Annotated in this window: 11 protein-coding genes; 4 read left to right on the top strand and 7 right to left on the bottom strand. The window is 71.4% G+C overall.

Going from position 1 to position 12,952, the window contains the following annotated elements; genetic code table 11:
* The 3 genes from VED21_RS06265 to ggt form a co-directional block, all read right to left on the bottom strand.
* A partial coding sequence (locus VED21_RS06265) for an alpha/beta hydrolase (protein WP_324881466.1) occupies positions 1-831 on the bottom strand: 831 nt, incomplete at its 3' end.
* Positions 832-904: 73 nt separating this feature from the next.
* On the bottom strand, positions 905-1,147 hold the full coding sequence (locus VED21_RS06260) for a hypothetical protein (protein ID WP_324881465.1): 243 nt from the start codon (positions 1,145-1,147) through the stop codon (positions 905-907).
* Between the two features lie 73 nt (positions 1,148-1,220).
* Positions 1,221-2,804 carry a gamma-glutamyltransferase gene (gene ggt / locus VED21_RS06255; RefSeq protein ID WP_324881463.1) on the bottom strand — a complete coding sequence of 528 codons (1,584 nt, stop codon included), beginning with the start codon at positions 2,802-2,804 and terminating at the stop codon, positions 1,221-1,223.
* 105 nt (positions 2,805-2,909) lie between these two features.
* On the opposite strand from ggt, the gene VED21_RS06250 reads away from it, so the two are divergent.
* Positions 2,910-3,728, top strand: a complete 819-nt coding sequence (locus VED21_RS06250) for a protein phosphatase CheZ (RefSeq protein WP_324881462.1) — start codon at positions 2,910-2,912, stop codon at positions 3,726-3,728.
* Here VED21_RS06250 and VED21_RS06245 read toward each other — a convergent pair.
* Positions 3,698-4,699, bottom strand: coding sequence for a transglycosylase SLT domain-containing protein (locus VED21_RS06245; protein ID WP_324881460.1), 1,002 nt, complete (start codon positions 4,697-4,699; stop codon positions 3,698-3,700). The genes VED21_RS06250 and VED21_RS06245 overlap by 31 nt on opposite strands.
* A 695-nt stretch (positions 4,700-5,394) precedes the next feature.
* Between VED21_RS06245 and VED21_RS06240 the strand changes: the two genes are divergently transcribed.
* Positions 5,395-6,096, top strand: coding sequence for an RNA polymerase sigma factor (locus VED21_RS06240; RefSeq protein WP_324881459.1), 702 nt, complete (start codon positions 5,395-5,397; stop codon positions 6,094-6,096).
* Between the two features lie 229 nt (positions 6,097-6,325).
* On the opposite strand, the gene VED21_RS06235 is transcribed toward VED21_RS06240, so the two are convergent.
* Positions 6,326-6,490 carry a DUF1328 domain-containing protein gene (locus VED21_RS06235; protein WP_324881467.1) on the bottom strand — a complete coding sequence of 55 codons (165 nt, stop codon included), beginning with the start codon at positions 6,488-6,490 and terminating at the stop codon, positions 6,326-6,328.
* Between the two features lie 321 nt (positions 6,491-6,811).
* On the opposite strand from VED21_RS06235, the gene VED21_RS06230 reads away from it, so the two are divergent.
* Complete coding sequence (locus VED21_RS06230; RefSeq protein ID WP_324881458.1) at positions 6,812-7,387, top strand: hypothetical protein; 576 nt, start codon at positions 6,812-6,814, stop codon at positions 7,385-7,387.
* 77 nt (positions 7,388-7,464) lie between these two features.
* Here VED21_RS06230 and VED21_RS06225 read toward each other — a convergent pair whose 3' ends face one another.
* Together VED21_RS06225 and VED21_RS06220 are read right to left on the bottom strand one after the other, a co-directional pair.
* Positions 7,465-9,507, bottom strand: a complete 2,043-nt coding sequence (locus VED21_RS06225) for a YjbH domain-containing protein (protein ID WP_324881457.1) — start codon at positions 9,505-9,507, stop codon at positions 7,465-7,467.
* An 89-nt stretch (positions 9,508-9,596) separates the two neighbouring features.
* The gene (locus tag VED21_RS06220; protein WP_324881456.1) at positions 9,597-10,886 is read right to left on the bottom strand and encodes a pentapeptide repeat-containing protein; all 1,290 of its coding nucleotides are present in this window, start codon (positions 10,884-10,886) and stop codon (positions 9,597-9,599) included.
* A 240-nt stretch (positions 10,887-11,126) separates the two neighbouring features.
* Here VED21_RS06220 and VED21_RS06215 point away from each other — a divergent pair, with 240 nt between their 5' ends.
* A complete protein-coding gene (locus VED21_RS06215; RefSeq protein ID WP_324881455.1) occupies positions 11,127-12,878 on the top strand; it encodes a L,D-transpeptidase family protein in 1,752 nt (583 codons plus the stop codon).
* Positions 12,879-12,952 lie beyond the last annotated feature (74 nt).

Raw genomic sequence — 12,952 nt, 5'->3', positions numbered from 1 at the left:
GGTCGAGCCGGGCACCGCGTCGTGCAGGCGCACGGCCTGGGCCTGCGGGTCGAGGATGCGGTCCTCGTCGCCGGCGATGATGGCCAGCGGGCAATTCAGATCGCCGTAGCGGGCGGACAGTTCGCGCGCGGCCGGGATCAGCGCGGCGATGTCGCCGGCCGACGCTTCCAGCTGGCCGGGGCGCAGCAGCATGTCGGCCCGCTCCCAATAGGCTGCGGGCACCGGATTGGGGGCGAAGACGCGCTTCAAAAGGGCCGGCAGCAGCGCCCGGTCGATGGGCTGCGCCACCGTGCGGCTCAGCACCTGTCCGACGCCGGGAATGGCCGGCGCCATGAAGGGCACGAAGTCGGCGCGCGGCGTGGGGAAGGCGTAGCCGGAAATGAACACCACGCCGCCCACCTCCTCCGGGTACTGCAGCGCGTAGGCCAGCGCCACGGCGCCGCCGAAGGAGTGACCGACGAGGATCGGCCGGCTGGCGTTCAGCCGGACCACACCGGCGTGCAGGATGTCCGCCTGGGCCTGCGGGCTGCCGGCACCCCACGGGCGGTCGCTGTAGCCGCAGCCCGGCCGGTCGATGGCAATGGCGCGCCAGCGCGTGGCGGCCTCGTCCATCAGGCCGGCGATCGTGAAGTCCTCGCTCCAGGTTCCGGCGCCGTGGATGAACACGACCGGCGCGCCGCGCCCCTGGTCGAGCACGTGCAGGTGCACGCCGTCGGCGTTGACGAAGCCGCCGGTGGGCGGGTGCTCCCGCTCGGCGCGCGCGGAGCGCCGCGCGGTGTCGATCCACAGGCCGGCCAGGATGCCGGCGGCAATCGTCAGGCCCGTGCGCATGATGGTCAGCTCCTTCCCCTCGTTCACATCCGGGGGAAGCAACCACCGAAGCGCCCGGCGGGTTCCGCAGAGGTCAGGGCACCGGGCTGCCCAGCGAGGCGGATTGCGGGACCGGGGCCTCCTCGCAGCGGGCGTCGGCGAGGCGGCGGATGTCGTTGCCGGCGTTCAGCCACTCCGTCAGCCGCAGGCGAGCGGCGAGGTGGCAGGCCGTGGCGTTGGCGATGCCCGGAAGCGGCAACCGCTCCACATGGCAGGAACCGGGCGGCTTTCCGGGCTCCGCCGACAGGCAGGCCACCAGAACGAGGACGTAGGTCATGAAACCTCCCCGATGCGCGGAGGTCCAGGGTAGGCCGCGGGCGGTTAAGCGATCGTTGCTTGCCGGCGCTTGGTCACCAGCCCAGCGCGCAGCCGTCCTTGCGCGGGTCGGAGGCACCGGCCAGCACGCCGCGGGCGTGGTCGATCCACACCGCCTGCCCGCCGCCGATAGGGGCCGGCGACCACTCCACCCGGTGGCCGCGCCCGGCGAGGTCGTCCATCACCGCCGGGGCGAAGCCCGTCTCGATGCGCAGGACCCCGCCCTCGGCGAAGCTGCGCGGCAGATCCAGCGCGGTCTGCGGCTCCAGGCCACGGCCCAGCACGTCCAGCAGGAATTGGGCGTGGCCGGTCGCCTGGTACTGCCCGCCCATGACGCCGAAGGGCATGACGGCGCGCCCGCCCTTCGTCACCATGCCGGGGATGATGGTGTGCAGCGGCCGCTTGCCGGGTGCCACGGCGTTGGGATGGCCGGCCTGGAGCCGGAAGGAGCGGCCCCGGCAGTGCAGCAGCACGCCGCTGCCCGGTGCCGTGATGGCGCTGCCGAAGGCGTCGAACAGCGAGTTGATGAAGGACATGGCGTTGCCGTCGCGGTCGACGGCGCAGAGGTAGACGGTGTCCTTGTGCTCGGCGTGCGGCGGCGGGGGATGGGGCAGGGCGGTGTCAGGGCGGATGCGGGCGCGGCGGCTGCGGGCGGCGGCCTCCGACAACAGATCGGCCACAGGGATGGGGCCGAAGGCGGGGTCGCCGACCGTCGCGTCGCGCTCGGCGTAGGCGAGCTTGGTGGCCTCGGCCAGCCAGTGGGCGCGTTCGGCCGGGCCGGCGCCGGGATCGTCGGCGGGCGTGCCGGCCAGCGTGTCGAGGATCATCAGCGCGGCGATGCCCTGGCCGTTCGGCGGGCACTCGTGCACCGTGTGGCCGCGGTACTCCGTGCGGATCGGCTCGACGTAGTCGCTCACCTGCGCGGCGAAGTCCTCCGCCGTCATCAGGCCGCCGAGGTCGCGCAGCGTGCGCAGGATGTCGTCGCGCACCGGCCCCTCGTAGAAGCCGGCGCGCCCGTGGCTGCCGATGCGGCGCAGCGTGTCGGCCAGCGCCGGGTTGCGGAAGCGGTCGCCCTCCGCCAGGGGCGTGTCGCCGGGCAGGAATAGCGCCCGCGTCGCCGGATGGCGGGACAGCCTGGGGGCGTGCACCGCCCAGTCGCGGGCGACGCGCGGCTGCACGAGGCAGCCCTCCTCCGCCAAGCGGATGGCCGGGCGCAACAGCTCCTCCAGTGGCTTGCTGCCGTGGTCGGCGGAAAGCCGGCACCACGCGTCCACGGCGCCCGGCACGGTGACGGCGTGCACGCTGTCGGCGCCGATGGCGGTGACGCCGAGTTCGGCAAAGCGCTCCGGCGTCGCCGCGGCTGGCGCCCGGCCGGAGCCGTTGAGAGCCAGAACGCCGCCGCCGGCGGGGGCGTACAGGGCGAAGACGTCGCCGCCGATGCCGGTCATGTGCGGCTCGGCCACGCACAGCACGGCGGCCGCGGCCAATGCCGCGTCCACCGCGTTGCCGCCGGCGCGCAGCACGTCCAGCCCGGCCAGCGTGGCCAGCGGGTGCGAGGTCGCGACCATGCCGTGCCCGCCGTACACCGTGGACCGGCCCGAGCGCTGGAAATCACGCATGGCGCATGCCCTCCCTCCGGATGCGAATGCCAAGGTTGTATTAGGCGGCATTTCCGGGAAATATGCCAAGACGGACCAAAGCCATGGTCCGAAGGGGAGGTGGGGATGGCCGAGAGCGTGCAACTGCCCGAGGACGACTACCGTCAGCTCGAGGCGTTCATCTCCCGCACGCCCAAGGGCCGCGCCTTCCTGGCCGAGCACGCCCGGCGGTCCCGCACGATGGGGATCGACCAGGTGGAGGCGCTGGTCGACAAGCTGCACACCGCGTGGCTGCGCCACGAGCAGGCGGCCACCGCCGTGCACCGCATCGAGGTGCTGCGCCACGAGCTGCAGGACATGAGCGCCTCCATCGCCCAGGCGCGGCGCGAGATCGCCTCGATCCGGCCGAAGGACGACGGGTCCGACCGCATCGCCACCGCCGCCAACGAGCTGGACGCCATCGTGCTGTCCACCGAACGCGCGTCCATCGAGATCCTGAACGCCGCCGAGCGCATGCTGGAGGTCACGGCCGGGTTGCGGCAGGCGGGCGCGCCGGCCGCGCTGTGCGACACGCTGGACGCCGAGGTGACGAACATCTTCACCGCCTGCTCGTTCCAGGACCTGACCGGCCAGCGCACCACCAAGGTCGTCAACGCGCTGCGCTACATCGAGCAGCGCATCATGGCGATCATGGACATCTGGAGCATCGATGGGGTCAAGGCGTCGGAACTGGTGGCGGAACCGGTGGACGCCCGTCCCGACGCCCACCTGCTGAACGGCCCCACCGACAGCGGCGTCGACCAGGACGAGATCGACCGCCTGCTGAACGGGGCGGCCCCGGCGGCCCCCGCCGCGCCCGCCGGGGTGAAGAAGGACCACAAGGGCAAGGACGAGGAGGGGCCGTCGCCCCTCGATCAGTCCTCCATCGACGCCCTCTTCGGCTGAGCGCGCTTGGCTGTCGACGCCGACGCGTAGGACAGCTCCGCCACTTCCTCCTTGGCGCGGGGCAGGCCGGCCGATCGGGTGACGCCGGCGTCGTAGGGGTGGCGCTTGAACTTGTACAGGCTGTGCACCTTGACGACGTAGTCCTGCGTCTCGGCGTAGGGCGGCACGCCGCGGTACTTCTCCACCGCCCCTTCTCCGGCGTTGTAGCCGGCCAGCGCCAATGTCACGTCGCCCTCGAAATAGGCCAGCAGCCAGCGCAGGTACATCATGCCGCCGCGCATGTTCTGCTGCGGGTCGAACGGGTCGGTCACGCCGAAGCGGGCCGCCGTCTCGGGGATCAGCTGCATCAGCCCCATGGCGTTCTTGTGCGACACCACATCGGTGCGGAAGGCCGATTCCACGGCGATGACGGCGAGCACGAGGTCGGGGTCGAGCCCGTACTTCGGCGCCATCTTGTGCACCGCCGCCTTGATCTCCGCCGGGGGCGTGGCGAAGGTGCCGGGGAGCGAGCGGAACTGCGGCGGCTCGCACTTCTCCGGCGCCTTGCCGCCGCCGGCCTTGGCCTTGCGCAGCCACGCGTTGCCCAGTTCCTCGTCCGGGGCCAGGGCGCCGGTGCCGCGGATCAGCATGCGCCCGGCGCGCTCCGCCGCCTCCGCATGGCCCTGGCGGGCCGCCTTGCAGTACAGCGTGAGCGCGAGGCGCATGTTGCGCGTCGTGTCCTTGGGGCTGGGCTTCGAGCCGTCGTAGCGCTGGGCCAGTTCGTACTGCGCGCGCGCGCTGCCCTTGGTGGCCAGCGATTCCAGCGCCAGCAGCGTGCGGTCCTTCACCGCCGTGTGCTGCATGTGGATGGTGCGTTCCACCTTGGTGGTGCGCGTCTTGCTTGTGGAGCGGTCCTTCGGACCGGCCTCCCCGGCAACCGGCCAAAGCAACGCCGTACCGGCGAGAAGAAGTCCAAAGAGGCTTCGCTTCATGATTTCGGCCTGTTGTTAGGAATTGGATCGGTGGCGGCGGGCGATTCTGCGGTAATTCTTCCGCCCCGTGCCGTATCCTCTCCAAACGGCGTAGGCAGGAAGAAGGCGCAGGTACCGCCATCGTCGGAATATTCCCCGGATGGGGACTTCGGTATTGTCTCGTTCAGGCGAGACGAAAGAGAAAAGAACCTCGCACAAGGGAAGGAAGCGCCCCGGAAGCGGCACACAAGAACCGCTGGCAGCGGCGGCAGATAGAGGGAACGGCCGTGCCGCTGCGCGGGTCCCAGGCCACGATCTGCCGTAATGAACGCGTGAATCAGGAATATGATGGACCGGACGATGCCTCTCGTCCGGTCCTTTCCTTTTGATCAACCGCATTTTCCTCCCCAAAAACATGGCGGCGTGCGCCGCACGGGCAGTAATGCTTCTCCGATCGGTGAATCCATCGAGGTGGATCGTAGGGCATTCGTGCAAAATTGAAGGATCGGCTAGCCTTTTTCCCAACTGGCGACGGCACTCCGCGGTCATTACGTACAGACCAGCCCGCGATTGTCTTTGGGGAATCCGGCGATACCTCAAGTGCACTGCGCATCGGCAGATCATTTGTGCAGGGCACGGCGTTGTTGCCGGGGAAGAGCGTCCCGCCGTTGGGAAGGCGGCAGGGACGGCCGTAGATTGGGAGCTGGGACGCAGCAATGGCCAGTCATGTGGCGCGCAGCCTGCGCGCAACGGAACTCGACACCGTGCCGGTCGCCCTGGAGATCGCCGACACCGTCGGCGCTTCGGCGGACCTGACCGACGATCCCGTCGCCGACGATGACGCCGTCGACGGGGCGGGAGAAGCCGAGGGGCCGGAGGATGCCGTCCCGGCAGAACCCGGCGCCCCGCCCGACCCGGCGGTGATCGCGCAGATCGAAGCGGAGATCCCGCGCCTGCGCCGCTTCGCCCGCGCCATGGTGCGCGACGCCACGCTGGCGGACGACCTGGTGCAGGAATGCCTGGAACGCGCGTTGAGCCGCCTGCACCTGTGGCGGCCGGGCAGCAACCTGCGCGCCTGGCTCTTCACCATTCTGCGCAACCTGCACATCAACGGCATCCGCCGCCGCCAGACGGTGGTGGACATCGACGGCGAGGCGCAGGCGGCCATCGGCGCCGCGTCGGGTGCGCAGATCGTGCGCCTGGAGTTGCGCGACCTGCGCCGCGCGCTGGGCCTGCTGCCCACGGAACAGCGCGAGGTGGTGCTGCTGATCGGCCTGGAGGGCATCAGCTATGGCGAGGCGGCCGACATCCTGGGCATCTCCATCGGCACGGTGAAGTCGCGCCTGTCGCGCGGCCGGCGTGCGTTGCGCCTGCTGATGGAGGGCCGCTCCCCCGCGGACGACGACGAGACGGATTGACCAATCATGCAGCACAGGGCCGCGCCGGGCACTCCGGCGCGGCCCTGTGCTGTTCCGGCCCGAATATGCAAACGAAGACGGCGCAAACAAAAACGGCAACGCCCGAAGGCGTTGCCGTTAGGTGCGAGGCTAACATCGAGAGGCTTTGGGGTACTCGCGCGTCCGGCGGCAAGCCGGGCGCGGGCGTCTTGCGGGGAATGCGGCTGTCCGGTGCGGACGGCCGTTGGGTCTAGCGACGCCGGACCAGGCCCAAAATCAAACTCGCAGCGAACAGGACCAGGAAAAGGAAGAACAGGATCTGCGCGATGCCCGAGGAGGCTTCGGCGATGCCGCCGAACCCGAAGGCGCCAGCCACCAGGGCGATGACAAAGAACACCAGAGCCCAGTACAGCATCTCGTACTCCATGTCTGAAGCACTGCCGCGCCAACGCTTCCCGAGCATTCGCCGGTCCGGATGACCGGCTAAGCCGTCGTCGCCGGCCTTGCAAATTGTATAACACGATCAGGCGGCATTGGTTCCCGCGCGGGTCCCCGGAGCGGCCGGGATGCCCGTACGAGTTGCCGGGAGCGCTGCGGCGCCACCTTCCGGCTTACCGCCGCCGCCCCGGCGCCGGCGCGTGCAACGCTTGCCCCCCGAGCCCTGTTTAAGCCGCGAGACCGCAACCGCGCTCGCGGTGCGGCGCATCCCGTTGCATGCATGGGGAGGACTGAACCTATGAAACGCACACTTACCGTTGCCGCCTTCGCCGCCGTGATGGCGGTGGCGCCCATTGCGATGGCGCAGATGAACACGCGCACCGACGGCGGCGACCCGCGCGGCACGCCGCGCATGAGCACCGGCTCCGGCCTGCCCAGCGAGAACCCGGCGGTGGAGAGCATGGAGCGCGGCACGACCAACATCGACCGGCTGTCGCCGGGCACGCGCACCCCGAGCGGCACGGCGGGCGGCACGTATGGCAGCAGCACCTACGGCAGCACCACCAGCCCGCAGTCCGGCCCGGTCGTCACGTCTCCCGGCATGGGCAGCGGCATGGGCAGCGGCACGGCCGGCAGCGGCGTGATGATGCAGGTCGACCGCTCCGAATTGTCCGACCGGCGCGGCCGCGGCCAGAACAACATGGAGCTGATGCAGACCTCGCTGCTGAACAGCTTCAGCGCCGCCGGCTTCCGCGCCGTGCGCGACTTCCGCAAGGATGGCGACCGCTATGTCGCCACCGCCATGGACCAGACCGGCAACTGGGTCACGGTGCAGATGGACCCGAGCACCGGCGCCATCAGCTCGGCGCGGTAACGTCTCCGGTTCAGCCTTCTCCCGGTCGGAAAGCCCCTCTCCCCGCATGGGAGAGGGGGTGGGAGAGGGCTTCCCGATCACTCCATCAGCCGCCCCCATGTCCCGGTCAGCCGCCCGCTTCCGGCGGGGGCGAGCACGTCCCACAGTGGCAGCGGCGCTCGCAGCCGCTGTCCGGCGTCGCGGCCCAGCGTGCGGGTCGCCACCTCGGCGGCGCTGCCCGGCGGCAGGAAGCCGGCGGCGCCCAGCGGGATCGTCAGCACCAGCCCCTGCTCCAGCCGGCCGCCCAGCCGGCTTTGGCCACGGTCCGGCCCCTCGGTCCAGGTGGCGTGCGCGGCGATCCGCACGCCGTTGCCGAAGCGGTGCGCCAGTTCCACCGTGCCGCCCCAGTCGCCGCCCAGGTAGCGGCCGAGCCGCAAGGCCCCCGTCACGGCGGCGCCCGGTGCTTCCAGGTACAGGCTGGCGTGCCCGGTGGTGGTGCCGGTGTGCGTCCACACGCGCAGCGGATCGCCGGGCGGGCGCTTCCACACGCGATTGACGTCGAGGCCGAGCGCCCAGCGCGCCGGCACCGGGCGGTACAGCACCTCGCCGCTGAAGCCGGCGAACATCTCCTCCAGGGCGCCGGCCGACAGCCGCGCGTGCCACTGCGGCGCCGGGGTGGTCAGCCACGTGACGTGCAGGTGTTCCAGGTTCAGGCGGGGCAGGGCGTACCACGCCACGTCGCTGCGCACCGGCTCCGGCGACGGCAGAACCTCGGCGTCCAGCATGCCCAGCGTGCTGCCGTGGTTGGCACGGATGCCGCCGCCGAACACGACGCCCCGCCAGGGCTCCACCGCCAGCGCGGCGTCGGTGTAGGCGCGCCATGCCAACGGATAGCCCTGCTCGAACAGGCTCTGCTCCAGAGTCGGGCGCAGGGTGAAGTCCCACCGCACGGGCCACGCGGGTGGTTCGGGGGCCGGGTCGAGGCGGGCGCTTTGCCAGATTTCCTCCGGGCTGCCGCGCCGGTTGGCGGCCTGCCGTACGGCGCGCCGCTGCACGATGACGGCGACGCCGTCCAGCCCGCGCGCGGCGGTGGCGACGGTGATCGCATCGGCGTCCGGCGGCGCCCCGTCGGCCAGGATGCGCGCGGCGCGCCCCACCGTGCGGGCCGCCGGCTCCTCGTACGAGGGTTCGATCCACAGCGTGTTGCCGGCGGCGGCGCGGACAGGCAGGCCGGCGCTGCGCGCCTCCGCCATCAGGTCGCGGCTGGCGGCGGCACCGGCGGACGGCGCGGGACCGACGCGTGGCGGCGGGGGCGGCTTGTCCTCCTCGTGTTCCTTGCCGTCGAAGCGCACGGCGAAGCGCAGCATCGCCCGGTGCCCCTGCTCGACGCCGAGCCCGAGGTCGAGCCACGGCCAGGGGCGGTAGGCGAGGCCGGCGTTGAACGGCAGGCCCGGCACGAAGGCCCAGTCGTCCTGCTGTTCGGAGCGGAAGCTGTCGGCGCTGTATTCCAGCTTGACGCTCAGCCCGTCGATGGGGGTGTGCCACTCCAGCCCGCCGAACAGGCCGACGTCGCGGCCTGAGAACCACGCCTTCGGCCCGCGGCTCTTCGGGTCGTACGGGTCGCGGTCGCGGCGGAAGCGCCCGCCCAGCAGGCGCAGCGGGTTGGGCAGGTGCCCGTAGCCGCCCAGCCGCCCCCAACCGATGCCAAGGCTGGCGTCCACGTTCCAGAAGCGCCGGGACAGCACCACGTACTCCCCCGCGAAGCGGCCCTTGCCCGGCAGGTCGAAGCCAGCACCGGTGACGTCGCGCCCGCCGACCGCCACCGCCGGCCACCACTCGCCCTCGCGCAACAGGCGCAGCTTCAGGTCGACGCCGGGCTCCGGAATGCCGTACCAGCTGGGGAACAGCGTCTCGCGCACCGTGACCTCCAGCCAGGGCAGCAACTGCGCGCCGACCGTGATGTGGCGGTGCACGTCACCCAGTGCGCCATATCCGGCGTGGTAGGTGCCCTCCGGCAGCATGCGGGCGGTGGGGGTCTGCAGCAGCCCGGCGCCGCCCCAGTCGGACAGCGAAGCGGGCAGGCCATCGGCGAGCGCAGGGCCGGCGGCCAGGAGCAGCAGGGCGAGGGCTAGCCGTTTCACGCCACGGTCGCATAGATCGGTCGAAACTTCCCGCAGGTTTCAGGGAAGCCGCATACGAATGCAACCGGAAAGATGTGGAGGGCGTGCTTTCAGCGCCGCCGTGGGGCTTGCGACAGCTGGGTGCGCAGAAGCTTGGCGCCGGCCAGGTCGGCGCCTTCCAGGGCGGTGCCGTCCAGGTTGGCGTCGCTGAGGTTGGCCTGTACGAGGCTGGCGCCGCACAGATGCGCGCGGCTGAGGTCGGACCCCATCAGGTTGGCGGCCCAGGAGCGGCCAGTGGGCTTCCCGCTGGGATCCTTGATCTCGGCCGGGCACAAGCGCACGGCGGTCAGGTCGGCCTCGGCGAGGCGGGAGTGGCTGAGGTTGGCACCGGACAGGTCGGCGCCGATCAGGTTGGCGCCCTCCAGGTTGGCGCCGGACAGGTCGGCCATGATCAGCCGCGCCCCGGCCAGCGAGGCGCCGGCGAGGTTGGCGCCGCGCAGCGACGCCGCGCTGAGGTTCACGCCGCGCAGGTCGGCGCGGCTGAGGTCGGCGCCGTCCAGCTCCGCCCGTTCCCCGCGCTGGCCGAAGCTGTCGATCCAGCGCTCGTGGTCGAAGATGGCGCGCTGGATCTCCGAGCCCAGGTTGTCGATCGGCTTGGCCATCAGCGCGCCGCCGAGGTCGGCGAGGCTGAGGTCGCAGTCGGCGAAGCGCGTGCCCACCAGATCGGCGTTGCGGAAGATGGCGCCAGCGAGGTTGGCCCCCTCCAGGTTGGCACCGTTCAGCCGCGAGTTGGTCAGGTTGGTGTTCACCAGAATGGCACCGCACAGGTCGGCGTTCTGGAGGATGCTGTCGCTGAGGTCGGCTTCCGTCAGCACCGCCTTGCGCAGCGTGGCGCCGGTCAGGTCGGTCACCACGCCGTTCGACGCGCTGCGCGCCGTGTGGCCGATGCGGTCCAGCACGGCCTGGCGGAAGGCGAGCTGGACGGCGTCCTTCTCGGCGCGCGCGGTGTGGCTGGCGCCGGGCGAGCCGGCGGACAGGTCGGCGCCGCGCAGGTTCGCCTCGCTGACGTCGGCGGCGCGCAGGCGCGCCCCGCGCAGGTCGGTCTGCGACAGGTTGGCCCGGCTGACGTCGGCCTCGTACAGGTCGACGCCGAAGAGGTCGGCGCCGGCGAGGTTGGTGGCGTGCAGGCGGCACTTCACCAGCCGCGCGCCGATGAGGCGTGCGGCACGAAGGTCACGGTGGGCGAGGTCCATCCCCTCCAGGTCGGCCAGCGCCAGATTGGCGCGCGCACCGCCCGGCAGCCCCTTGACCCAGCGCATATGCCGGTCGAGGACCTCGGCAAGTTGCTCGGGCCGCAGTGGAGAAGCGGGAGAGGATAGGAAGGCGGTCTGCGTCGACACGGATTCACGTCGTAGCGGCCGTTTGCACTACCGCAACTATGTGCTCGGATTTGTTACCGAAGGCTAAACGGTGCCGAAAGCATTCTTGCGCGATACTGGTCTCAATGATGTTGCCCACTTGTCACAGCCTGCGGCATTTGGGGAACACATTCTGGACGCCGTCCGGGACGATGGACTATCGATCCCAACAGCCGGCGATCCCAACAAACCGGCGATCCCGGCAAACCGGAAGGCCATGCCATGACCCGCTTCGCGCGCTTGCTGCTGCTCTCCCTCCTGCTGCCGGCCGGCGTCCAGGCCGCGGTGCCGGAGGCGCCGGTGCTTGCCGAACCCGAAGCACCGGTCGTGATGGCGCCGGAGGCAGCACCGGAAGCCGTACCGGCGCCCCTGCCGGAGGGCTTCGCCGGGGTGCTGGCCCGGCGGCTGGCCGAGGAGTCACGCGCGGTGGCCGGGCGGACGGTGGACCTGGACCGGCTCCGCCGCTTCTACACGCCGCGCGCCTTCGCGCCAGCCTGGATTGACGACGGGACCGACGACGCGGCGGTCAAGGCGTCCGCCCGCGCCGTGCTGGCGGGCCTGCGCGGCGCCGACGCGGACGGCCTGTCGGTCGCCGACTACCACGCCGACGCCATCGCCCAGCGCCTGGACGGCGTCGGCGAGAAGGATCGGGCGGAACTGGAACTGCTGCTGTCCGACGCGGTGATGCGCTATGCCGCGCACGTGCGCGCCGGCCGCTTGGCGCCGAAGACGATCAGCGGCGACTTCGCCGAGGTGACGCCGCCGACCGTCGACGCCCCGGCGCTCGCCGCCGCCGTCTCAGCGGCCGAGGACGCGGGCGCGGCGCTGGCGGCCCTTGCCCCGGCACGGCCGGACTATGTGGCGCTCAAGGACGCGCTGAAGCGCCTGCGCGCGCTGGAGGCGGCCGGCGGCTGGCCGCTGGTGCCCGCGCCGCGCGCGGCGAAGCTGGAGCCCGGCATGCGCGATCCGGCGGTGAAGGCGTTGCGCAAGCGCCTCGCCGTTACCGGCGAGTTCGACGGCAAGCCGGACGCCAAGGCCGCCGCGTCGGAGGTCTACGATCCCGCGCTGCGCAAGGCGGTGGAGCGGTTCCAGGCGCGCCATGGGCTGTTCGTGGACGGCGTGGTCGGCGCCACCACCATCGCGGCGCTGAACGTGCCGGTGGGGGAGCGCATCGGACAGGCCGTCGCCAACCTGGAACGCCTGCGCTGGCTGCCGGACAGCTTCGGCGCCCGCCACGTGCTGGTCAACGTGCCGGACTTCACGCTGAAGGCGGTGGACGGCGGCACCGTCGTGCACGACATGCGGGTCATCGTCGGCACCAAGGTGCGGCGCACGCCGATCCTCTCCAGCCAGATCACCTCCGTCGTCCTCAACCCGACGTGGACGGTGCCGGTGAAGCTGGCCAAGGAGGACTATCTGGCGAAGTTCATCAGGGATCCCGGCTACCCGAAGAGCCACGGCTTCACCGTCTATTCCGGCTGGTCGTCGGACGCCCGCCCGTTGGACGCCGGGCGCATCGACTGGAAAGCGCTGGGGACGGGCATCGGCAGGCTGCGGCTGCGTCAGGATCCGGGGCCGCAGAACGCGCTGGGGCAGGTGAAGTTCAACATCCCCAACGGCTTCGACGTCTACCTGCACGACACGCCGAGCCGCGAGAAGTTCGACAAGACGGTGCGCACCTTCTCCTCGGGGTGCGTGCGGGTCGGCAGGCCGCTGGATCTGGCCGACTTCGTGCTGTCCGGCATCCCCGACTGGCCGGCCGAGCGCCGGCAGGCGCAGCTTGAGAAGGGGGAGACGAAGACCGTGGTGCTGAAGGCGCCGGTGTCCGTCCACATCCTCTACCAGACCGCCTGGGTGGATGCCGCCGGCACGCTTCAGTTCCGCGAGGACATCTATGGCCGCGACGGGGAGTTCCTGGAGCTGTTGGCCCGCAAGGCCATGGCCGGGCAGAAGGTGGCCGACGCGCGCGGCTGACGGTCGTGCTTTGGTGGGAAGGTCATGGAAACCTACCCGACCGGGCGTTGACATTCGGGGGCGAACCGTTCAGG

The sequence above is a fragment of the Azospirillum sp. genome (assembly GCF_035627195.1).
Lineage (GTDB): Bacteria > Pseudomonadota > Alphaproteobacteria > Azospirillales > Azospirillaceae > Azospirillum.
Note: the sequence above shows the minus strand (reverse complement) of the source record. Positions and strands in the feature narration are given on the sequence as shown.